This window comes from Scytonema sp. PCC 10023 (genome assembly GCF_963920835.1).
Lineage (GTDB): Bacteria > Cyanobacteriota > Cyanobacteriia > Cyanobacteriales > Nostocaceae > Kalymmatonema.
Map to the genome: position 1 here is coordinate 1 of NZ_CAWUDP010000119.1, position 21,258 is coordinate 21,258.

A 21,258-nucleotide genomic window follows, 5' to 3' on the forward strand; every position below is an offset into this window, starting at 1 on the left:
TGGTTAGCTACACCCTTATCTCGACCTAAGTGTTGGTAAAGTTCCTTGCTTTGTTCATAGGAACTTATTGCTTGCTCGTATTTGCCCCACCCTTGATAAATTCTACCTAAGTGATTGTAAGCACTGGCTATACTGACTTGGTCATCTAACTGCTGAAGAATGGCTAAGCATTGGTTTTGGTATTCAAGTGCTTGCGAATATTTCCCCGATTCTCTGTAGCAATCAGCCAAATAGTACCACTGGTTAGCTACACCCTTATCTCGACCTAAGTGTTGGTAAAGTTCCTTGCTTTGTTGATAGGAATTGATAGCTTGCTCGTATTTGCCCCACCCTTGATAAATCCTTCCTAACTGATAGTAAGCAAGGGCAATTCTGGCTTGGTCATCTAACTGCTGACGAATGGCTAAGTTTTGGTTTTCGCATTCAAGTGCTTGCTCATACTTCCCCCATTCTCTGTAGCAATCAGCCATCCAATTCCACTGGTTGGCTACATTCTTATCTCGACCTAAGTGTTGGTAAAGTTCCTTGCTTTGTTGATAAAAATTAATTGCTTGTTCATACTTACTCCAATCTTGATATACTCTCCCAATGTTATAGAAAATATTTGCCTCATCTTGAGAATTTAGGAGTTCCTTTGCATCAGCCAATGCTTTCCGATAGTAAACTAATGACTGTTCATATTTTTTATCTGACCTCTGACACCCGCCCCAATCTCTCCAGAAAAGAAATAAATTATTTTGTTGAGGATAATCAGCCATTTTTGACCGATTGTAATAGCCATCAGCCTTTTCGTACTCTTCCTTCTCTTCATAACACTTGGCTAATGCCCAACAAACAAATGGTCTAAGGCTACTATCTAATTCCTCTTCTATCTCTCCAAAAATCTCAATTGCTTTGTCATATTTCTCTTTCCGAAGATAAGACATTGCTGTGAAGAAAATTAACGTTTTTTGACATACTGCATCATGACTATACCGCTGTCGGCAGGCTTCAAGAGCAGGTGTCATTTCTTCACCCAATTCTGCCATGAAATCCGCAATACTGCAAAACAGTGAAGGCTCTAATTGATCAACAATTTCCCTAGCACAATTCACTAATTCTGCTGATTCACCACAAGCAAGATAGAAGATAGCTGTTTTTGCCTTGATACGAATTTCTTCTGACAGCGTTGAATCATTGGCTTTTTGTCTCAGGAACTCTATGACTTCAGTTTTTTGGTTAAAAAGCTCAATTTTACGAAGCAGTCTCAGGAGTTCTTTAGTGATCTCATCTTCAAAATCAGCATCTACACCAAGATATGTAAGAACTAACTGATGAATTACCTTCTTACGAAGAGGGCTGATGTTAACTTCAACTTCAGCAATAACTTTTCCTGCAAACAATAAATCTTTCAGTTGGAATTCCAATTGTCTCAAATTGCTTGCTGATTCATCTTTTTTTAACCAGACAAGTTTTACATCATCAGGTGAAGAACTTTTAATTTTTATTTCGCCATGTTGCAGCACAGGTTCATCATCTTCCAGATTGATAATCTTAAATAAGTTCTTTATAAATTTCTTAACTTGTGAAGGAGAACGGTCAACGTAATACCCCAAAGCTAACAAAATAGGCTCATTCCAGCGTGGATCATGCAGATGTTCCTGAATAAGACGCAAAATCTCACTTTGGTCATTACCAGCAATATGACGAGCAGCAAAATACTCTTCAAACGTCAGGTGCATAAAGCCATAAACCCCAGGCATACGTTCCACAAATAAACCTGTGGTTTCCCGCACCTTCCGCAAAAACTCCGCAACCGCTTGACGAATAGAGTCCGACTCAGGCTCAGCATCATTTATTTCCGCCAACTGGGTTGCTAGTTTCTCTTCCACTTCCGCCTGCGTCACCAAACCGGAAGGTTTTGTCTCATGCATCCAGTATGCTAAGGGTGCTAAAAGTTGTACAACCTCGCTTTCCCTTAACATCACTCTCGGTGCATCAGGTAATTTCTTACCGAGTTGCCAATCTTCAGTTAATGTTTGCACCGCCAACTCGTACAGTTTCACCCGACGGTTAGGTAGACGTTCGCCATTGCGGTGAATCAGCGCCAAAATTGTCAGCAGCAACGGGTTCGCCGTCAATCGCTTTACACCCTCATTATCTTCTATCGCCCTCAAGATGTCCTGCGCCTGCTCATCTCCTCTTCTTTGCCATTGCTCCTCACCAACATCTGGCTGCTGCTCTTGTTCAATCACTCGACACCAGCGATACAGGAACCGCTCAACCTGTTCGCCGTCCATGTCTTCAATAATAAACTCTGCAAACCGACTGCTTAGTTGCACATCGTGGTAGCCAGCAATGCGGCTGGTAATCACAAATTTGTTAGCGGGGAACTCTTCGACAAACTGATTGATACGTTCTACAATACGTCTGCGGCTTTTTTGGTCAAAGACTTCATCTAATCCATCCAGCAGCATCAAGCACTGTCCTTGACGCATCGCATCTAACAACAGCAGCGCCATTTCAGTTCTCACTTCTTCCTCTGCTTGAAAATCAGCTTCCCACTGGCGATAGAACTGGCGCAGATATTCCAGCAAAGTCAAGTCTGGTTGTTGTTTCAGTCGCTCTGCATAGTCGGCAATACGAAAGAAAATTGGTAGCAGAGTCTTACCTAACTCTTTCTTCTCTTCATCAACAATGACTGTTTCCTGATTATCTCTTTTTGCTGTTGCAAAATGCAGCGCTAAGTAGCCCAGAAGCGTAGTTTTTCCTGCACCAGGAGCACCCAAAATCACACTATAAGGATGCTCCCGCACTGCTTCGGATAAATCCACCTTTTGTATAACAGTTTTAGCACTTGAAACAGATACGACTTTTTGACTCTGTGGTTCATAATCATAATAACCAGGTTCATCCCAATCATCGAGACTGGAACCCATCATCTTCAATCTGTAACTATCCCCAGTCATCGTCTCAACTTCTCGTTGACTGCGCTCAAAAGTTTCCGTAATTTCTTGTCGCCGTTGCGCTTGTAGGGAAACATAAATTTGGTCAAGAAAAATATCAACTTGGCGATTGACTTGCATCACACCGCTAATTTTAAGATAAGAATTATCAGCAATTAGCCATTCTAAATAAGGATAAAGTAAAGGATTACGTGTCTCAAACTGCACAACCTTTCCACGCCAATCCCAAAAATCAGGCGCACGATGATGAAACTCATCTAAAAACTGAGCTTTATTTAACCAAAAAATGAGTACTAAGTTTCTACCAAATAGCTCTTCTCTACCTAAATTCAACCGCTGCATCTCTATCACTAAGCGTGGCGTAGGTAACTGATCAAGTCCAAACGCCATCACTAATTTGCGTTCTTCTTGAGAATTCTGCTGTTTACTGTCATCTAAGCTATAGAGAAAATTATGAAACGAGTTCTGACTATAAAAGAAATTGTCATACTGAAAATGTTCTTCACTGGTTTCTAAACACTCCTGCAGCTTCTTTACCACAGGATGCTGGGGACTACTCTCTGGTGCAATGGCGAAAATAATTGTCGTCCCACTGGAAAGTTCCAATACACTAACTAATTTCTCTAGTTCTGCTTTGTCAGAGTCGCTCAGAGAATACTTTGAGTCATAAGAAATCATATAGAAAACCAGTATATAATGATTTTTTATTAATGAAAAAACACGTATTTTATATTAATTTATATAGTCTTATTAACAGCTTGCCAACGCTGCAAATCCTCAATTAGGATAGGATTAATATCAAACCAAGATTCCTGTCTTGAGTTGTAGTAACCTAAGACTAATTTGTTTTGTAAAAGTTCATCACAAATAATAAATTCACCTTTGTTAGGTAAGCTGTGTGTTTTAGTTGTTAGCTTGCCAGTGCAATGTACAGAATCAAGTTCAGGATAGTGGTAGTCATTCAAATTATAGTCCTTACGGACTTCTTGCACTGCCTCTTGAGCAGTTTCTAAATCTACTAAAATCAATTTATTCCGTGACCCAATTTCACAAGCAGTACATGCTAATCTAACTAAATCTCGCATCACACCGCCGCTTTTCTCACAAATGAGTTCCAGCGCATCAGGATTAAATAAACCTTTGTAACTATCACCTAAACTACGAATACGTTTGTTAATAACATCGTTGAGAATCTTCCTGCCACTGGAATTAGGATGAGTTGTCGGACATAAATTTTCATCACATTCAAAAACCGGAGGATTATGTAAATCCAAACATTTTTGAAAGCTTTCCATCGGCTGACGAAAGCTTGGAGAATATCGTAGCTCAATAGGAATAGAATAGATAATATGACATTTTAATTCTGTCAACAATGGACTAGAAAACATCTCCAAAGCTGTTTTTAAATCATGGCGATCCAATCCATCAACAATAATTAGTAATTTTTGTTGTGCTTCTTTTTCTGCTTTGTCAATAATGGTATTAACTTGGTTAATAATGTCACTTAACAAGGGGCGAACATTGAGAGTTTTTGTGACTTCTCTGGTTAAACCGCGTTTGAGATTTAGTCCTACGTTGTCTAGAAATTTTGGCAATCCTAAACCTTCAGTGTAGCTATCTTTATCTTGATAAACTACAGTTTTTAAGCTCTCTTGCAAATCTATTAGTAATTTATCTTTGGTAGATAGCCAATTAGACTTAATAGCTTGAAGTGCAATTTGTGTTCCAATTAATACTACAACTTCCGCATAGCCAATATTGTAACGGTCAAGAGCCGTTTGTGTATCTATCCAGATAACTTTGTAATTATCATTTAACTTTTGTTGCAGTCGCCGCAACTCCGTAGTTTTTCCTCCACCACGATGTCCAGCCAGTAAAAATTGTGCTGGATCATCTTCCATCGCCAATAAACTTGCAAGCTTATCTACTGGGCTATTATCTCTCTGGACATAAAAATTTTTCAGTTCTTCAGGTGTAGCAAGAGGTTCCTCTGGCTTGAATAGCTGGTAAGCAGCTTTCCAAAAATTAGTATTGCTCATGCTGATAATAAACTGATCAGAAGACTATATTTTTAAGTATAGTCTCATCACTCATTCCGCGCCTTCTGTCTCCCGCTTGGGCGTACCGTATAAATAATGGTCATGCTCGCTAGACCAGTCCTGCGGTGCTTCTATCGTTCCCGTCATCGCCTCCAGCACATCCCAAGCATCACCTACTACAGGTGGTTCGCTTAACTCTTGAATTGTAATGACATAGCGGGTGTTCGGTTTTAAATCCAAAGGTGCATCCGGATGTAAAACATTGCCATCAAATATAGCCGTTACTTTTTTGTTCATCACCAGCAGCGCCTCTATCTTTGTCAACAAAGATTCTAGCTTCTCGCGGGGTGTGGTCAAAAATAGATATAAGCTAGGTCTCACTCCAGAAGAAATCCTCAATCGAATTGGGCATCCGACGTTGACTTTGGCACAGATTTATGCTGGACTTACCTATTACCATGCCAACCGCGAGGAAATAGAAGCAGATATTGCTGCAGAAGAAGAGTCGGGCAAAATTGTTTGAACAACAGCATCGCGAATCGCAACTTACCGAGCAATCATGATCCCGTTAATGTAAAGTTTTGTAAAAGAAATAAGACTTTTACTGAAATCTATATTCTTGTTTTGAAGTCTAGAGGGAATTGAGTTTTCACAGGTTATCTTCAAACATTAAGATAACGTGGCTTTCAAAAAGACAGTTCTTCGATTTGGCTTATTGCCAATGATAAATAACTATAACAGAGTCAGGGTTCTCTCGTGAGACTGCATAAGTCAATTCAATGACAGTTATTACAGGTTAGCTAACGCTTGTCAGACTCATCTAAACTTCTCCAAAAAGATGAGGGGCAAAGTGAGCAAGAGTCAAAAACTCAAAAAAATTGACATTAAACTTATTCAAAATTTTAAGAGGTAAAAAATGGCTGATTCTAACATCAAACTGACGATCGCCCTTAATGAACCCAACCTAGATGCAGAGGAAATAGAAGAGCAAACGCGAAATCTGCTGCGAGAGGTGAAAGACTTGGATGAAGTTGAACAAGCCAGTCTTGTAGGAGTTGCAGAAACACCCTCTGGCTCAAAGGCATTTGGAGGTTTTCTGCTGGGAGTGTTGCAGGCTGAAGTGAGTGTTGCCAATCTGAAGAAATTGCTGGGATTTTTGGGCGATCGCCTCGGTAGCAAACCAATTAAGCTGGCACTTAAAACGCCAGACGGCAGGGAAATCAACCTAGAAGCCAGTAGCCGGGAAGAATTTGAATTCGCTATGCAGCAAGCACAGGAATTTCTGAAAAACGCATAGGGTAGCAAGATGGCTAAGGTAGCACTACTGATTGGGGCGAGTGAATATGGAGAAGGTTTAAGCCCACTCCCCGGGGCGGCAAAAGATGTGGAGGCGATGCAGCGAGTTTTGCAGCATCCAGAAATGGGTAGCTTTGATGAGGTAAGACCACTGCTGAACGTCGATCCGCAAGCAATGCAAGAAGCTATTGAAACCTTGTTTTCAGGTCGGGCTAAAGAAGACTTAGTGCTACTTTTTTTCTCCGGTCACGGGATTAAGGATGAGAGCGGTAGGCTTTACCTAGCAACTCGCATCACTCGCAAAAACAAACAGGGGGAACTCGTCAAAGCAACAGCCGTTCCAGCCAGTTTCGTGCAAGACATCATGAGCCACAGCCGCTCAAAACGTCAGGTTATCATTCTTGACTGTTGCTTTAGCGGGGCGTTTGCAGAGGGTTGGTTAGCCAAAGATGATGGTTCTGTAGATGTCAAGAATCAACTAGGCGGCGAGGGGCGTGCTGTTCTCACCTCCTCGACTTCCACCCAGTATTCCTTTGAGCAGCAGGGGTCAGAACTCTCAACATACACCCGTTACCTAGTCGAGGGAATTGAAACAGGAGCAGCAGATCAAACTAATGACGGTGTAATTTCTGTAGATGAGTTGCATGAATACGCCAAGAAGAAAGTTCAAGAAGCTGCGCCAGCGATGAAGCCAGAAATTTATGCAGTGCGAGAAGGTTTCAAAATCTGGCTTGCTAAAGCATCAACAGGTGATCCAAAGCTAAGGTATCGCCAAGAAGTTGAGATTTACGCCAGTCGCGGCGAGATTTCTATGATTGGTCGCAAAATATTAGATGCGCTACGCGATAATTTGAGACTGCTTCCTGAACAGACTGCTGCCATTGAAGCTGAAGTTTTAAAACCTTATCGAGAGTATCAACAAAAATTGCACGAATATGAGCAAGCATTAATTTATGCGCTTGAACGTGAGCATACTCTCAGCCAACAGACTCAAAATGAGTTGCGACGTTATCAAAAAATTTTGGGACTCAGAGATGAAGATATAGCACCAATTGAAGCAAGAGTTGCTCCTCAAAAAGAATCGGCTCCTCCAAATCAAATACCAGTCGCGATTGACGCTTCAGTCACCTCGCGCAATGAAGATGTTATCTCAACCAAACAACCACACAAAGGTACAGCTGCAAGTCAAGCTGAAACTCCTGTACCCACTAGCACCAGGCTTCCAAGCGGTTTTTCTGGTTCTGCCTCAGTTCTAAAAAACCCCAAAGCGTTTATTGGGGCAGGTATCCTCGCAGCCGTAGTTGTAACGTTCTCTTTTTTGGTGAAGCCACACGATGCTTCGGTGAAGTCCCAGCCAAATCCAGCAGGGTTACCTACACCCACTGCCAGTCCTAGGGTCTCTCCTACAAGCCAGATGAATGCTAAAAACTTCTACGATAGAGGAGTTGATAAGGCTAACAAAAAAGACTATAAGGGAGCGATTGAGGATTACACCCAGGCGCTTGAGCTCGATCCCAATTTTACAATTGCCTACTACAAACGGGGCTATACCCGTAGTGAAATTGAAGACTACAAAGCAGCAATTGAGGATTTCACCCAGTATCTTCGGCTTAATCCCAACGATGTCAATGTTTACAATAGTCGAGGGAATGCCTACTACAATTTGGGTAACTACCCGCAAGCCATCGCCAACTTAAACAAATCTATTGAACTTAACTCCAACAACGCCTACGGCTATCACAAGCGAGGGTTAGTCTACGCCGCGCAGGGTAACTACCAGCAAGGTATTGCTGACTACAGCAAAGCTATCGAGTTGAACTACGATCCACTCACGCGTGCCTACCATAACCGGGGTAATGCCCATAAAACGCTTGGAGACTATAAGAAAGCTATTGAGGATTATAACCAGGTTATCAGTCTAGATAGCGACTTTGTCTATGCTTACTACAACCGAGCAAGTGCGCGCAAAAGCCTTGGAGACAAGCAGGGAGCGATCGCTGATTATCGCAAAGCCGCAGACCTTTATCAGAAACAAGGAAAGACAAAGAACTACCAAGATGCGTTGGACAAAATCAAAGCACTTGAGCAGTAAAATCAAGCTCACCCGTAGGGTGGGCATTGTCTGCCAAAATTTTGGAATATATTCTAGAAAATAAGGTCAATGCCCACCTTACCTCAAGTTTGTATACCAAAAAGAAAGTTAAGCAACTGTCAGTTCATATTGCAAAAGTAAAAGTTCCTCTGCTTTCAAGGTAGCCATTGTATATTCATGTCCTTGAGTGTCAGCAAATTCGACTAAATAATGATATTCTTCTCCTTCCTCATAAACTTCTACAATCGTTCCAACTTGTCCACTCGGTAAACTGTTGATAGAAATGTAATCCGGTTCTACCAAGGTTAATCGGTCAATTGGAACGGGGTTGAGTAGAGCAACAGTATCCAAAAGTTTAAGTTTTTTCATCATCATCTAGTGTTTGATACTCTAAAATTCTTCCCTGCTGGATAATCCACAGCTTTCCATCAACTTCTGTCTCATCGAATCCACGAATTAATGTCTCTACTGCAAAGCCCAAATCTTCTGGTGTGGGTTGAGATGGCAGACGGATGATTACAATACCAGGATAATTAGAGGGGTTAAACCGGATGCGATTTCCAAAACCCCTATCCAGAGTTACCAAACATCTTCCTTCGCTGCGGCAGATATCAATTAGCTGCACATCTGCTGTTCCAGTCAGATTTTGTTCGCGCACTGTTGCGACATCATGTCCAGCCAAACGTAACAGTGTAACAACGCGAACACTGCCAAGGTTTTCATCAAGTTTGAGCTTCACTTTGAGAGTTCCTTGTGGGTTCCAAGGGGAATCTCGACATAATAATCCCTTGCCATTTCAGCACCATAAGCAATACAAGCAAGAATATCCTCTCGCTCTATACCCGGATACTCCTCAAGCAGATGCTCAATTGTCATCCCACTAGCTAGAAAGTCCAAAATCAGGGAAACCCAGATGCGATGTCCCCGAATACATGGCTTGCCAAAGCAGATATTGGCATCAATAGATATGCGGGATAGTAAACTTTCTTTACTCATAGCAATTTCCACTCCTATACTGTGACTAATTCTTCCACTTTGCCATTTTTCCACTTGCTAGTGCATCCACTTTGACCCATCACTTACCTCCCAAGCCGTATTTCCTGTAAAATCAAGACCTGAGAGTGTGGATAAGGAGATAGTAGGGGTGCCGACACTTGGTGTAAATATTGACCACATTGCCACTATCCGGCAAGCGCGGCGGACGGTGGAACCAGATCCCGTGGCGGCGGCGGTACTGGCAGAATTAGCAGGTGCAGATGGCATTACTGTGCATCTGCGGGAAGATAGGCGACATATTCAAGAACGAGATGTGCGCCTGTTGCGGCAAACTGTACGATCGCACCTTAATTTAGAAATGGCAGCGACTGATGAAATGGTGGCGATCGCCCTCGACATCAAACCCGATTACATCACTTTAGTACCCGAAAAGCGCGAAGAAGTCACCACAGAAGGCGGGCTGGATATCGTCGGTCAAATTGATAGAATGGCAGAGGTAGTTGATAAATTGCAAAGCGCTGGCATTCCAGTGAGTCTGTTTATCGATGCCGAAACAGCACAAATTGAAGCATCTGTCAAGGTGGGGGCACAATTTATTGAACTGCACACCGGACGATATGCTGAGGCTAAGGATGAAATTAGTCGCGACCAGGAATTAGCCTTGCTAGACGAAGGGTGTGAGCAAGCGATTCAAGCAGGATTGCGAGTCAATGCCGGTCATGGACTCACCTACTGGAACGTCTATCGCGTGGCTGGCATTCCAGGTATGGAAGAACTAAACATCGGGCATACCATTGTCAGTCGGGCAGCTTTGGTGGGGATGGAAAGAGCAGTCCGCGAGATGAAATTAGCGATGCGAGGACTACTGTAAGGGCAACTGCAAAGACAATTTTGGGGTTCGACTGCGTAAATCTAGAAAGCGTTTGGTATGTTCAAGACTAGGATTATTCTTTCTCCAAAACTTTTATGAGCGCAACTCCGTCGAACAGCACTCCGCTTTGGGTACAGGGCAGAGACACAGTTATTGCACATAGTCGCGATGCCGAGTGGCGCTATGGTACGCCTCCAGACTATACCCGCTCAAAGGAAAATCTTGCAAAGGAAAGTACACAGAACCATCTTGAAGGTTCATTAGAGGCGATCGTCCAAAACTTGGTGAGAACGTTTGAGATGGAAGCATCGTTCAAAACCAACCCTCAGCAGTGGTTGTCAGTTGTGAACGAACAGTTTCGCATGAGTAGTAATGGTGGTGCAGCGTACACAGCATCAGATGTGGTAAAGGCAGGCACTTACAACTTATTTATCGGCGATACTGAAGATTACAAGGCATCCGAGGAAGATTTTGAATCATCAGCCAATCTCTTCCATACAGCATTTCCCAAAGGATTTTTGTGGGAAGTCCTTGAGGTTTACTCAGGTCCACCAAATGTTACATTCAAATGGCGTCATTGGGGAACTTTTAACGGTTCATACAAAGACTATGCACCTACAGGAGAGACGGTGGAGATAGTTGGTATGAGCGTGGCGCGTGTCACTGATGATTTAAGAGTTCTTTCCATAGAACACTACTTCGACAACAGCCTGTTTCTTAAAAAGCTGACAACTGGTGCAAAAAAAGGAACTGGTGAACAGCAAGGAAGTTTTTGGGGTTTTGTCAGGCGACTTTGGGGATTAACACAAAAACAAGCAACTGGCGAACTGCAAGCGAGTCGTTGTCCCTTGAGTGCTTTGATCAGGTGATTCTGGTTCACTTAGATCATAAAGGTACAGTGAGCAGCACTGTGCCTTTATCATTATTCAATAGCAACCAAAGGAAGAAAATGCAAACATACTATTACGTTTTGGCTTCTCAACGCTTTCTTCTTGAAGAAGAACCGATGGAGGAAGTTCTCAAGGAACGCACCCGTCACTACCACGAACAAGAAAAAGAAATTGATTTTTGGGTGGTTAAGCAGCCAGCTTTTTTAGAAGCACCCCAAATGGCAGAAGTTAAGGCGAAGTGTCCTCAACCAGCAGTGGCGATTATTTCCACCAATCCCCAATTTATTACCTGGTTGAAACTTCGATTGGAATATGTCCTAACAGGCGAATTTCAAGCTCCTTCACCAGAAATTCCTGATGCGTTGGCATCTTTGGCTGCCGTGTCTTAATGTATGGTCATTAGTTATTGTAGAGACGCGACGCCAGTCGCCTGCGGAGGGAGACCCTCCTGCAGCGCTGGCTCGCCATGGCGCGTCTGTACATCGTCATTAGTCACTAGTCATTAGTTATTGGACTATAGACTATTGACTAATAACTAAATATAATTTGTTGAGAAAAAAGTTCAATAAATTTTTATGTATAAGACTGTTGTCCAGAAATTTCAGATACCAAATGCTTTAGTGAGTGGTTTAGTGCTAGCCATTGTGGGCTTTTCTGGCGGCATAAATTCTGCTTTGGCTCAACGACAACAAGATCTTCCCGTTTGTCAACCTCCCAATCCAGGTGAGTATCTTTTGTTGGTTATCAGTCCCACAGCAGAGAATCAGAAGCAGTTGCGCCACGCTTTACCGTCTAACATTAAAACAACCACCTGTAGATATCTCAAAGATACAGTGACGCGCATAGGCGGGTTTACCAAGATAGACGAAGCTAACAGTTGGGCAAAGTATATCAACAATATTGCCGGTTTGTCTGGTACTATCACCACTCGACCGTCAGACACGGCTCGCTCAAGAGAGGTGGTACAGACTCAGCCTCAGCCAGTCAGCTATAAACCCGAACGGTTGGGAGGGGGTTTCGCCGTATTGGTAGATTACTACAACCGCCCGGAAGTTGCCAATCAAGTGCGGCAAGTGGTGGGAGGAGACGTGGGTTTTGTTTCCTACGGACAACGCCCTTATTTGCTGGCTATTTACACACCTAACCAAAAAGAAGCATATAGCACATTGGAGAAGCTGAGCGAACAAGGTTTTTTTGCCGTACTCGTAGATAGTCGTAAAGTAGTGCTACTGCGCTCAACTGTGCGTTTGCAGTAGCAGTGATCAAAAAGTAGTCGGCTTTTTGGTTAACTATGGACTAAAAACCAACACGCCGGTTGATCTCGCCAACCAAGAGATGGTTATACCCAACGCCGATCCAGCGATGACTTGAACGGGTGTGTGTCCCAGCAATTCTTTGAGGCGATCGCCGTTAAATTCTGGGTGTTCGTGAAATAATTCATCAATCATTTGATTGAGGATCCGGGCTTGCTTTCCAGCGGCTTGGCGAACTCCTGCGGCGTCATACATGACTATAATGGCAAAAATCATCGCCACCGCAAATTCCGCAGAAGCCCAACCAAGAGTTTGTCCTACTCCAGTTGCTAAGGCTGTTACCAGTGCTGAGTGAGCACTAGGCATACCTCCAGTTGTCACTAAAACACTTATATTCAGTTTACGGTTCTTGATGAGCTCGATGACGAGCTTCAATGCTTGAGCCATCAAACAAGCTACTAGAGCAACCCACAGCACTCGGTTGTCTAATATATCGCCTATGTCCTGCATGCTATTTTGCGTAAGATGAGAAGTTATGAATTATGAATTATGAATTATGAAAAGAAAGATGAATTATGAATGATAAATTATGAATTGTAAAGTCGCTCAGCCTTTATCATTCATCATTCATTATTCATTATTTAGTGCTTGCGATTGGTGATAAAGTGCGCCAGTTCCTTTAAAGGCAAAGATTTTTCTCCAAAGGGTTCTAATTCTGCACAAGCATCCTCAATCAGCTGTTGAGCTTTTTGTTTTGATTCTTCGAGTCCCCAAAGGCTGGGATACGTTACTTTTTGAGCTTTTTGGTCTTTTCCAGCAGTTTTGCCCAATTGCTCACGGGTTGCAGTGATATCTAGAATGTCATCAATAATTTGGAAGGCAAGCCCAATGTTTTGGGAATACCGAGACAGCCGCTGCACATCTTCAGATGATGCTCCTCCTAAAATGCCACCACAAACAACACAAGCTTCTAAGAGGGCACCTGTTTTGTGGCTATGAATGAAACTCAATGTTTCTAGGGAAATATCTGTCTTTCCTTCCGATTCTAAATCTAGCACTTGACCACCAACCAAGCCAGTCGCTCCCGTAGCACGACCCAAATGAGCAATTACTTGTACAACTCGCTCCAGTGGTACATTCTGGGTGTGAGTTATCACATACTCAAAAGCATAAGCTAACAAGCCATCCCCAGCCAAAATTGCTATATCTTCACCATAAACTTTGTGATTTGTCAACTTACCGCGACGGTAATCATCATTATCCATTGCTGGCAAGTCGTCGTGAATCAGCGACATTGTGTGGATCATCTCCACAGCACAAGCTGTTGCAAGTGCCATTTCGATTGTACCGCCCATCATCTCACAGGTAGCAAGGCAAAGAATAGGGCGCAAACGCTTACCTCCTGCTAAGAGTGAATAGCGCATTGCTTCGTAAATCTTTTCTGGATAACGTATGGGAATCGCTTTATCCAAAGCAGCTTCACAAAGCTTTTGTCGTTCTTTGAGATAAGCTCTTAGGTCAAATTTGGTTGACTCAGGAGTTTTTTGAATGTTATCTGCTGCTACCATCCTTGAATTCCTTAATATTCTGTTATATACGTAACAATTTTACGAGGCTTTGGCACATTAAGAATGAGGAGTGAGGAGTAAGAAAAAAATTAGGACTTAAGAGTCAAGAGTGAAGAATAATAACTCATAATTCATAGTTCATAATTCATAATTCATAATTCATAATTTTTGATTCGTCCTTAAATAACTGGAAAAAGTATTTTGCAGTAACATGGCGACTGTCATCGGACCAACACCACCTGGAACTGGTGTGAGGTATTCGGCTACCTTAGCAGTGGACTCAAAGTCAACATCGCCTACTAGACGACTATTGCCATCTGAGTTTGTCACGCGATTCATCCCCACATCTACCACAACAGCGCCCGGTTTCACCATTTCGGCAGTAATAAGTCCTGGACGACCTACTGCTGCAATCAGAATATCAGCATTTTTGGTGATGGATGGCAAGTCGTGCGATCGCGAATGAGCTACAGTCACAGTAGCATCTGCCTCCAAGAGCATCAAAGCCATTGGTTTGCCCACCAAAATACTACGTCCTACCACCACCGCCTGTTTTCCCTGCAAGGGAATTGCATATTCCTGCAACAGCCGCATGATCCCTGCGGGAGTGCAACTGCGTAAACCTGATTCTCCCCGTACCAGTCGTCCTAAGTTCACTGGGTGCAGTCCATCAGCGTCTTTATCTGGCTCGATTTGATGCAAAAGCCCCACAGCATCCAAGTGGTTAGGGAGGGGCAATTGCACGAGAATGCCATCCACCCTTTGATCATTGTTAAGTGCAGCAATCACTTCTTCTAGTTCTGCTTGGGTCGTTTGCGTGGGAAAATGTTTGCCAAAAGAAGCAATACCCACTTTCTGGCAAGCTCGTTCTTTGCCGCGTACATAAGCTGCTGACGCTGGGTTATCGCCCACCATCAGCACTGCTAAACCTGGCGGGCGTCCTATTTGGGGTTGCAATTCTTTAACGCCATCAGAAAGTTCTTGCTGAATTTTTTCAGCTAACGCTTTACCATCAAGAAGTTTGGCTGTTTTTGTTTCCATGAGAATTCAACACAAGTACGCTACGCCTTGGCGTTGCTGTCAGATGCCTGAGCGTAAACAGCAAGACCACATTCTTTATCTTCTCAGATTGCTTGTCTAACAAGACTTGAGAACCCAGAATTTAGAATGTTCCCCAATTAGAAAAAAATTTTAGATTTTCAAGGAAAACGATTAGGAGACCAAGCGTGAAAAAAGAATGCGACACATGATTGAGTGAAACTGAGTCTATGCAAGATTTTCACAATCCACGCATCCAAAATCCACCTATCCAAAATGGTATGAGGAGTTGCTTGAGTGCGAGTTTTTGATACTGAAACATAAAGTATTGATAATCACTTGTTAAATTAAAATTGTCACAACCCAAGCACTGATGCCAAAATTTGCGAGTGGAGGTACTCGTTATGCAACTCGTAAAAAATTTCAACTTCTCGTTTTTATACAAATATGGCATTGTCGTACCCATACGCCTGGGATTGACCCTTTGCCTTGTAGGGGGACTGCTAAGTTGTGGTAACTTGGGGCAGTTTGGCATGAATGCCATCGGAGCCAACATCACCCAAATTCAGGACTTGAAACCAGAACAAGACGATGGTACTACAGTGTACGTACAAGGTAAGGTGGAAAAACGAGTTCCGCTTTTGAATCAATATGCATATCAAATTAATGATTCTACAGGGAAAATCTGGGTTGTCACCAATCAAACTGGTCTAGGCGAGGGAGAGCAAGTGGTGATTAAGGGTAAAGTTCGTCACCAAAGTATTCCTTTAGCTGGCAAAGAATATGGAGAACTTTATATAGAGGAGCAGTAAATAGAGGAGCAGTAATTGGAACGTCAACCCAACAAGTTATGGGAGCTTCTTTCATCCAGAAGCCCCCAGCAATCCGGACGAAGAGATTTTAGTGGTAAGAACGCATACTTTTTTGAAGGCTTCGTAGTGAGCGCTGCCATCGCTCAAACAGTCGTGGACGCGCATTCCTTACTACGAACTTATACAACCATCATAATTAATAAAGGTGAACTATTGACTGACGCAGGCAAGTGCCTGGTAGTGTTGAGTACGTTCGTCGATATAACTGCTGTATTGGTCTGCCAAAGCAGAATCATATTATTTATATCAAAGCAAAATTTTAACCGAATGACAGCGGCTAAATTTGTTAACTTACTCTAGTCATCCTAATGTCGTCAAAAAATTATTTTTTCTTTAGCTTTTTTTCTATGTATGTGTTGTAATGTACGAAGTCGTCATCATTATACACCGTTGCTTTAGAAACAACAGAGACATACTTTAGATAGAGAAAGAAACAATTTTTTATCAGTTTTTAACTTTATTTATTGCGTCTCTTTTGATAAAGCAACAACTCTGCTTTCAAGGCAGGGCTATTTCGTTTGTCCTCAAACCCACTAGAAAATTTATGAACAAATAGTAGGGAACACAAACCTGCACGGGTTGGGTGAGAAGCAAATAACTCTGATTTGAAGTAGACCAACAATGAAGTGTTTGATATTTGGAGAAAAAAGTTTATGGGTTGGTTACAAAGACTTTTTGGACTGGAAAAGCCTCAAGATGCTCAAGTGAATCCCGATCCCACTACAGTTAGTGAGAACAACGGCGAAGACATTCCTTTAGAGCGAGTGGGGTTAAATGGAGAGTACGACCAGAGTGGTTTAGCAAAGCGGGTCGCCCTAGCTTTTGATGAAAACCCCGAATTTGATAATATTAACAACTTGTACGTAGCACAAACAGGCGGTACAGTTGTTCTCAAAGGGTCAGTTCCCAGTCAAGAGATTCTCGACCAACTGGTAAACATTGCAAGCGGTGTTAGCGGTGCAACAGACGTTACAACTGACGAAGTCAGTGTCGGTTAGATAAGCAGCAGCGGCGTAAATAAACGGAAAACTTGTACAAGGGTAGAGGGAAAGGGTAAGAGAAGGTTACTTACCCAAATCCCTCACCCTTACCCTTCTTTACATTGAGTTTAATTAAACCGACCCACTCAGGGTCTAATGGGTGCAATTTCAGCAATCAAAACAGGCTATGAAAAATATATTGCGATATCAATGGACTATTTCCATCGCACTTTTGACTATCTTAGCCCTCTCGGGTTGTGGGAACAAGGCTGAGGAAGGCAATACTTCTCCATCTAGCGACTCTGGCGCGTCTACATCTACAACTGCTCCGTCTGGTGGGACTGGAACCTCAGATAGTCCTGGAACAGGGACAACTGGTGCTTCTTCAACTACTGGGATTTCGGCTGAAGCTCAGAAGTTAGGTGTTAAGCCCCAAGGAGAGACCACTTGTCCTAGCAATGCTCCTGTTAAGGGCGTAGTTACCAAGAAGCGGGGCAACATACTTCATGCTCCCAAGTCACTCGATTATGAAAAGGTCAAGCCCAATATCTGCTTTGCAGATACGGCTACCGCCGAAAAGGCTGGCTTTAGCGTTCCCAAGTAGTATCGCCGCTACTTGACGTTCTCCCCGGCTTAACTTCGCTTCGCTCCTTTGAAGCTGGGGATTTATAATTTCATAGAATTTCACAAAAGATTTGATTTAAAAGCCTTGCACAGCAAGGGTTTGATTCAAGGATTAAAGTTTTTGTGGTAGTCATGCATGAGAGACAATGTCTATCGTACAGGTGAATTATGACAAGCAGGAGTGAATATGGCTACCGAAGTGGCGATCGCCATTCTCTACCAAGACAACAAATTTCTCATGCAGTTGCGGGATAACATCCCCAATATTGTCTATCCCGGTCACTGGGCATTTTTTGGCGGACACATAGAACCCGGTGAAACCCCAGAGTTTGCGGTACAACGGGAAATTTTAGAAGAAATTGGTTATACTTTACCACCAACATTTTCTAAGTTTGGCTGCTATCCCGACAAAATTGCGGTTCGTCATGTCTTCCATGCACCCCTGACAGTGGAATTAAATCAACTGGTGCTCAATGAAGGTTGGGATATGGGCTTAATAACACCGCAAGACATTCGCTTGGGTGCGAGTTATTCCGCTGTATCAGGAGACGTGCGACCCTTTGGACCTGTGCATCAGCAGATTTTGTTAGATTTTATGGAGAGACACGATAAATTGTCTTCTGACTCAAGTGTTAATCTGACTAATAACTAATGACTAACTACAAACTACCACGATGGTTAAGTTTGAGCCTCGCATTTCCCCTGGCTGTACTCAACGGTTGGGTATTGCTTCAGGTTGTGCATTATTTTCAACCCTTGGTCAGCATCTTTGTCGCCGCCAGTTTGCTGGCTTTTGTTCTAGACTATCCCATTCGGTTTTTCCAACAACGACGGGTAAAACGCAACTTAGCTGTTGGGAGTGTGTTGTTGTTAGCTGTAGTGATTGTAGTGGCTTTAGCTCTCACCTTAGTTCCTCTGATTTTGGAACAGCTTAACGAACTGGCTAATTTTTTGCCAAGTTGGATTGATTCTGGAACGCAACAACTGCAAGCTTTCCAAGACTGGGCTGCGGCTCAACAGCTTCCCGTGAATTTGAGTGGCTTATTGAGTCAAGTGTTAGACAGATTATCCAATCAAGTTCAGTCCTTTACCGGTCAAATCCTCGGTTTTGCTGTGGATACCATTGGTAGTGTGGTCAATGTGCTGCTGACGGTCGTACTGACTATCTACTTAGTATTGAACGGAGAACGTCTTTGGGATGGAATTTTTCTGTGGTTCTCGCCTCATATTGGTTCGCAAGTACGGCAATTATTGCGCGAGGACTTTCAAAATTACTTTATTGGACAAGCAATATTGGGTGCTTTGCTAGCGGTTGCTCTGATACTTGTATTTTTGGCGCTGCAAGTTCCCTTGGCTTTACTTTTTGGTATTGTCATTGGATTCTTTTCTCTGTTCCCCTTTGGCACGGGTATAGGTATTGCTATAGTAAGCTTATTGGTGGGATTGCAGAACTTTTGGTTAGGGATAGAAGTCTTAGCCGTTGCTGTGGCGATCGACCAAGTCAATTCTAATTTTGTTGCTCCTCGCCTTTTGGGAAATTTGACTGGTTTAAATCCCGTGTGGGTAGTCATTTCCTTGCTATTAGGAACCAAACTGGGAGGACTATTGGGTTTATTGGTTGCTATACCTATAGCCAGTTTTATCAAAGATGTAGCGGATAGCTGGCGTGAGGGGGGATTTAGGGTACCGCCTGGGGAGGATAACTCAGGTGATAGCATTTCTGGTGAACAAACCTCAACTGTTTTGCTAGAGCGATAAAGCGATAATAAGAAAAGTCAACTATTAGAGTTTTGGAGTGGGTCATGCTTAAGCAACTCATCCTTGAGAATTGGAAAAGTTTTCGTTATGCAGAACTTCCGATTGACCCACTGACTGTTCTTATTGGTACAAATGCGAGTGGTAAATCGAATGTCGTTGAAGCTTTGGAATTTCTCCAAAGAATAGTTAGAGGCGAGGATATTGAAGCAGCTTTGGCAGGAGATAAAACTTTACCCTCAATTCGAGGGGGTGTGGAATGGGCTGCACTAAAGAATGAAACTCAATTTACAATCAAGGCGCTGGTTCAGGGTGAGGAAGAAACAAAAGATTATCTTTACAGTATCACAATACAAACAAAACCATTTGTTCGGGCTTCAGAAGTATATATAATTTGCCAAGAATATCAAGAAGGAAATCAGGATGCTCCAATTAATTACTACTTGATGAAGAGTGAAATTGGAGATAATACCTTGTCTAATAAATTACATATTTATAGCGATCGCAAATCAGATACTTCTTTATTAGTACCAGAACAAGTTATCTAGACAAATCAACAAGTAAGAAATAATTATATCAAATATCAAATCGGTAGAAAAGATAATGAATATTTAACAAAAGATATATATGCAAATTTAAAAGGTATAAATACAGTTTTTGATGTTATAAATAAAATTTTTATTTTGAATCCTATTCCTTCTCAAATGCGGGATTACTCACTGCTTTCTGAGAAACTGGAAAGTGATGCCTCAAATATTGCAGGTGTATTAGCAGCGTTGCCTGAAGAACAAAAAGCTGAGGTGGAAGCAACCATATCAGCTTACGCCAAGAATTTACCAGAAGGAGATATTCAGAGAGTATGGGCAGAAAAAGTTGGTAGGTTTGGCACAGATGCAATGCTCTACTGTGAGGAGCTATGGAAACCAGGTCACATTACAGAAATTGATGCCAGAAGTATGTCCGATGGCACTCTTAGATTTATAGCCATTATGACAGCGCTTCTTACCCGACCAAAAGGTAGTCAACTGGTAATTGAAGAAATAGATAACGGGCTTCATCCCTCGCGGGCAGAATTACTGGTAAGAATGCTGCGAGAAATTGGTGAAAAAAGAAAAATTGACATATTAATAACGACTCATAACCCAGCTTTGCTTGATGCTTTAGGACCAGAAATAGTGCCATTTGTGGTAGTAGCACATCGAGATTCTGAAACTGGAGAAAGTAAGCTGACTTTACTAGAAGATATTGAGAATCTACCTAAGTTAATGGCATCTGGTACACTAGGTAAGCTGACAACGAAGGGTGCTATTGAAAGGAGCCTGGCTGATACCAAGTAGCGCCAAATATGAAGAAGGTTCTGATAATAGATACATCCATACTGTGTGTTTACTTGGGGGTTCCTGGCAAAGATACCTGTGGAACAGATCAGAATAAGTGGGACAAAAAGCCTGACTTTTCACGCCATGTGGAAAAATCCACGAAAAACCTAACCCCCTAGCCCCCTTCCCTAGTAGGGAAGGGGGAAAAATCAAAGCCTCTCTCCTTGCAGGAGAGAGGTTTTGCATATCCCGTGCAAAGTAAGGACAAAAAGCGAGTTGATGAATTTCTCAAAAAAGAAGAAGACAGTGCATATTTTGTGCTACCTCTAGCCGTCATCATAGAAACAGGTAATCACATCGCACAAGCTAATCAAAACAGATATGAAATGGCTCAAGCTTTAGCTGATTTGATGGTGAAAGCAGCAGATGCAACAACACCTTGGGCTGCTTTCACTGAACAAGCGGAATTTTGGGACGCAGAAGGCTTGAAAAAGCTAGCGGCTGAATGGTCTAGGTTAGCAGTGCAACGTATTTCTATCGGCGATGCCACTATCAAGACTGTAGCTGAATACTACGCCAAAATCGGTTGTCAGGTGGAAATTCTCACGGGTGATGACGGACTGAAGGCTTACCAGCCAACGACTCCTGTCCAAATTCCTAGGCGAAGTAGTCGAAGAGTTAACAAACCTTGAACAATTTGAGAGTATCGCTGATATCAAG

Annotated in this window: 23 protein-coding genes and 1 pseudogene; 15 read left to right on the plus strand and 9 right to left on the minus strand. The window is 42.6% G+C overall.

Going from position 1 to position 21,258, the window contains the following annotated elements:
* The 3 genes from ACM0OZ_RS41065 to ACM0OZ_RS41075 form a co-directional block, all read right to left on the minus strand.
* Positions 1-3,623 (minus strand): tetratricopeptide repeat protein (locus ACM0OZ_RS41065; RefSeq protein ID WP_414588637.1); only part of this gene is annotated, 3,623 nt, incomplete at its 3' end.
* Between the two features lie 59 nt (positions 3,624-3,682).
* The gene (locus tag ACM0OZ_RS41070; protein ID WP_414588638.1) at positions 3,683-4,984 is read right to left on the minus strand and encodes a P-loop NTPase fold protein; all 1,302 of its coding nucleotides are present in this window, start codon (positions 4,982-4,984) and stop codon (positions 3,683-3,685) included.
* A 51-nt stretch (positions 4,985-5,035) separates the two neighbouring features.
* A complete protein-coding gene (locus ACM0OZ_RS41075) occupies positions 5,036-5,281 on the minus strand; it encodes an antitoxin family protein (RefSeq protein WP_414588639.1) in 246 nt (81 codons plus the stop codon).
* On the opposite strand from ACM0OZ_RS41075, the gene ACM0OZ_RS41080 reads away from it, so the two are divergent.
* From ACM0OZ_RS41080 to ACM0OZ_RS41090, 3 genes are all read left to right on the plus strand, one after another.
* A complete protein-coding gene (locus ACM0OZ_RS41080) occupies positions 5,274-5,507 on the plus strand; it encodes a hypothetical protein (RefSeq protein WP_414588640.1) in 234 nt (77 codons plus the stop codon). The genes ACM0OZ_RS41075 and ACM0OZ_RS41080 overlap by 8 nt on opposite strands.
* 393 nt (positions 5,508-5,900) lie before the next feature.
* Positions 5,901-6,281, plus strand: coding sequence for a hypothetical protein (locus ACM0OZ_RS41085; RefSeq protein WP_414588641.1), 381 nt, complete (start codon positions 5,901-5,903; stop codon positions 6,279-6,281).
* Positions 6,282-6,290: 9 nt separating this feature from the next.
* On the plus strand, positions 6,291-8,372 hold the full coding sequence (locus ACM0OZ_RS41090; protein ID WP_414588642.1) for a caspase, EACC1-associated type: 2,082 nt from the start codon (positions 6,291-6,293) through the stop codon (positions 8,370-8,372).
* A 108-nt stretch (positions 8,373-8,480) separates the two neighbouring features.
* On the opposite strand, the gene ACM0OZ_RS41095 is transcribed toward ACM0OZ_RS41090, so the two are convergent.
* The 3 genes from ACM0OZ_RS41095 to ACM0OZ_RS41105 are packed head-to-tail and all read right to left on the minus strand — an operon-like array spanning position 8,481 to position 9,368.
* Positions 8,481-8,747: a DUF4926 domain-containing protein gene (locus ACM0OZ_RS41095; protein WP_414588643.1), complete on the minus strand. Its 267-nt coding sequence runs from the start codon at positions 8,745-8,747 to the stop codon at positions 8,481-8,483.
* On the minus strand, positions 8,728-9,111 hold the full coding sequence (locus ACM0OZ_RS41100; RefSeq protein WP_414588644.1) for a DUF5615 family PIN-like protein: 384 nt from the start codon (positions 9,109-9,111) through the stop codon (positions 8,728-8,730). Before ACM0OZ_RS41100 ends, ACM0OZ_RS41095 begins: the two co-directional genes overlap by 20 nt.
* Complete coding sequence (locus ACM0OZ_RS41105; protein WP_414588645.1) at positions 9,108-9,368, minus strand: DUF433 domain-containing protein; 261 nt, start codon at positions 9,366-9,368, stop codon at positions 9,108-9,110. The genes ACM0OZ_RS41100 and ACM0OZ_RS41105 overlap by 4 nt, the downstream gene beginning before the upstream one ends.
* A 148-nt stretch (positions 9,369-9,516) precedes the next feature.
* On the opposite strand from ACM0OZ_RS41105, the gene ACM0OZ_RS41110 reads away from it, so the two are divergent.
* From ACM0OZ_RS41110 to ACM0OZ_RS41125, 4 genes are all read left to right on the plus strand, one after another.
* Entirely contained in the window at positions 9,517-10,239 is a 723-nt protein-coding gene (locus ACM0OZ_RS41110; protein ID WP_414588646.1) for a pyridoxine 5'-phosphate synthase, read from the plus strand.
* A 95-nt stretch (positions 10,240-10,334) separates the two neighbouring features.
* Positions 10,335-11,108 (plus strand): SnoaL-like polyketide cyclase, encoded by a 774-nt coding sequence (locus ACM0OZ_RS41115; RefSeq protein ID WP_414588647.1) that lies wholly within the window; start codon positions 10,335-10,337, stop codon positions 11,106-11,108.
* 80 nt (positions 11,109-11,188) lie between these two features.
* Complete coding sequence (locus ACM0OZ_RS41120) at positions 11,189-11,518, plus strand: MgPME-cyclase complex family protein (RefSeq protein ID WP_041042432.1); 330 nt, start codon at positions 11,189-11,191, stop codon at positions 11,516-11,518.
* 186 nt (positions 11,519-11,704) lie between these two features.
* Positions 11,705-12,385, plus strand: coding sequence for a hypothetical protein (locus ACM0OZ_RS41125; RefSeq protein WP_414588648.1), 681 nt, complete (start codon positions 11,705-11,707; stop codon positions 12,383-12,385).
* A gap of 33 nt (positions 12,386-12,418) precedes the next feature.
* Here ACM0OZ_RS41125 and ACM0OZ_RS41130 read toward each other — a convergent pair whose 3' ends face one another.
* The 3 genes from ACM0OZ_RS41130 to folD all read right to left on the minus strand — a co-directional run bounded on the left by ACM0OZ_RS41130 (position 12,419) and on the right by folD (position 14,991).
* Entirely contained in the window at positions 12,419-12,892 is a 474-nt protein-coding gene (locus ACM0OZ_RS41130) for a divergent PAP2 family protein (RefSeq protein ID WP_414588649.1), read from the minus strand.
* Between the two features lie 131 nt (positions 12,893-13,023).
* Complete coding sequence (crtE, locus tag ACM0OZ_RS41135; RefSeq protein ID WP_414588650.1) at positions 13,024-13,950, minus strand: geranylgeranyl diphosphate synthase CrtE; 927 nt, start codon at positions 13,948-13,950, stop codon at positions 13,024-13,026.
* A gap of 159 nt (positions 13,951-14,109) precedes the next feature.
* The gene (gene folD, locus ACM0OZ_RS41140) at positions 14,110-14,991 is read right to left on the minus strand and encodes a bifunctional methylenetetrahydrofolate dehydrogenase/methenyltetrahydrofolate cyclohydrolase FolD (RefSeq protein ID WP_414588651.1); all 882 of its coding nucleotides are present in this window, start codon (positions 14,989-14,991) and stop codon (positions 14,110-14,112) included.
* 401 nt (positions 14,992-15,392) lie between these two features.
* Here folD and ACM0OZ_RS41145 point away from each other — a divergent pair, with 401 nt between their 5' ends.
* From ACM0OZ_RS41145 to ACM0OZ_RS41180, 8 genes and pseudogenes are all read left to right on the plus strand, one after another.
* Positions 15,393-15,800: a hypothetical protein gene (locus ACM0OZ_RS41145; RefSeq protein ID WP_414588652.1), complete on the plus strand. Its 408-nt coding sequence runs from the start codon at positions 15,393-15,395 to the stop codon at positions 15,798-15,800.
* Positions 15,801-16,513: 713 nt separating this feature from the next.
* Complete coding sequence (locus tag ACM0OZ_RS41150; protein ID WP_414588653.1) at positions 16,514-16,858, plus strand: BON domain-containing protein; 345 nt, start codon at positions 16,514-16,516, stop codon at positions 16,856-16,858.
* A 169-nt stretch (positions 16,859-17,027) separates the two neighbouring features.
* Entirely contained in the window at positions 17,028-17,444 is a 417-nt protein-coding gene (locus ACM0OZ_RS41155) for a hypothetical protein (protein WP_414588654.1), read from the plus strand.
* 207 nt (positions 17,445-17,651) lie between these two features.
* Positions 17,652-18,116, plus strand: coding sequence for an NUDIX hydrolase (locus ACM0OZ_RS41160; RefSeq protein ID WP_414588655.1), 465 nt, complete (start codon positions 17,652-17,654; stop codon positions 18,114-18,116).
* Complete coding sequence (locus ACM0OZ_RS41165) at positions 18,116-19,222, plus strand: AI-2E family transporter (RefSeq protein WP_414588656.1); 1,107 nt, start codon at positions 18,116-18,118, stop codon at positions 19,220-19,222. The genes ACM0OZ_RS41160 and ACM0OZ_RS41165 overlap by 1 nt, the downstream gene beginning before the upstream one ends.
* Before the next feature lie 44 nt (positions 19,223-19,266).
* A pseudogene (locus ACM0OZ_RS41170) lies at positions 19,267-19,594 on the plus strand (AAA family ATPase); the annotation flags it as partial.
* A gap of 200 nt (positions 19,595-19,794) precedes the next feature.
* Complete coding sequence (locus ACM0OZ_RS41175; protein WP_414588661.1) at positions 19,795-20,556, plus strand: AAA family ATPase; 762 nt, start codon at positions 19,795-19,797, stop codon at positions 20,554-20,556.
* Between the two features lie 233 nt (positions 20,557-20,789).
* Positions 20,790-21,230 (plus strand): hypothetical protein, encoded by a 441-nt coding sequence (locus ACM0OZ_RS41180; protein WP_414588657.1) that lies wholly within the window; start codon positions 20,790-20,792, stop codon positions 21,228-21,230.
* The last annotated feature ends 28 nt before the right edge of the window (positions 21,231-21,258 follow it).

What these genes read in the sequence shown, in the direction of transcription:
- ACM0OZ_RS41070 (WP_414588638.1), bottom strand. Translation starts at nt 4,984, where the DNA reads ATGAGCAATACTAATTTTTGGAAAGCTGCTTACCAGCTATTCAAGCCA.
- ACM0OZ_RS41075 (WP_414588639.1), bottom strand. Translation starts at nt 5,281, where the DNA reads ATGAACAAAAAAGTAACGGCTATATTTGATGGCAATGTTTTACATCCG.
- ACM0OZ_RS41085 (WP_414588641.1), top strand. Translation starts at nt 5,901, where the DNA reads ATGGCTGATTCTAACATCAAACTGACGATCGCCCTTAATGAACCCAAC.
- ACM0OZ_RS41090 (WP_414588642.1), top strand. Translation starts at nt 6,291, where the DNA reads ATGGCTAAGGTAGCACTACTGATTGGGGCGAGTGAATATGGAGAAGGT.
- ACM0OZ_RS41095 (WP_414588643.1), bottom strand. Translation starts at nt 8,747, where the DNA reads ATGATGATGAAAAAACTTAAACTTTTGGATACTGTTGCTCTACTCAAC.
- ACM0OZ_RS41105 (WP_414588645.1), bottom strand. Translation starts at nt 9,368, where the DNA reads ATGAGTAAAGAAAGTTTACTATCCCGCATATCTATTGATGCCAATATC.
- ACM0OZ_RS41115 (WP_414588647.1), top strand. Translation starts at nt 10,335, where the DNA reads ATGAGCGCAACTCCGTCGAACAGCACTCCGCTTTGGGTACAGGGCAGA.
- ACM0OZ_RS41120 (WP_041042432.1), top strand. Translation starts at nt 11,189, where the DNA reads ATGCAAACATACTATTACGTTTTGGCTTCTCAACGCTTTCTTCTTGAA.
- ACM0OZ_RS41125 (WP_414588648.1), top strand. Translation starts at nt 11,705, where the DNA reads ATGTATAAGACTGTTGTCCAGAAATTTCAGATACCAAATGCTTTAGTG.
- ACM0OZ_RS41130 (WP_414588649.1), bottom strand. Translation starts at nt 12,892, where the DNA reads ATGCAGGACATAGGCGATATATTAGACAACCGAGTGCTGTGGGTTGCT.
- crtE (WP_414588650.1), bottom strand. Translation starts at nt 13,950, where the DNA reads ATGGTAGCAGCAGATAACATTCAAAAAACTCCTGAGTCAACCAAATTT.
- folD (WP_414588651.1), bottom strand. Translation starts at nt 14,991, where the DNA reads ATGGAAACAAAAACAGCCAAACTTCTTGATGGTAAAGCGTTAGCTGAA.
- ACM0OZ_RS41145 (WP_414588652.1), top strand. Translation starts at nt 15,393, where the DNA reads ATGCAACTCGTAAAAAATTTCAACTTCTCGTTTTTATACAAATATGGC.
- ACM0OZ_RS41150 (WP_414588653.1), top strand. Translation starts at nt 16,514, where the DNA reads ATGGGTTGGTTACAAAGACTTTTTGGACTGGAAAAGCCTCAAGATGCT.
- ACM0OZ_RS41155 (WP_414588654.1), top strand. Translation starts at nt 17,028, where the DNA reads ATGAAAAATATATTGCGATATCAATGGACTATTTCCATCGCACTTTTG.
- ACM0OZ_RS41160 (WP_414588655.1), top strand. Translation starts at nt 17,652, where the DNA reads ATGGCTACCGAAGTGGCGATCGCCATTCTCTACCAAGACAACAAATTT.
- ACM0OZ_RS41165 (WP_414588656.1), top strand. Translation starts at nt 18,116, where the DNA reads ATGACTAACTACAAACTACCACGATGGTTAAGTTTGAGCCTCGCATTT.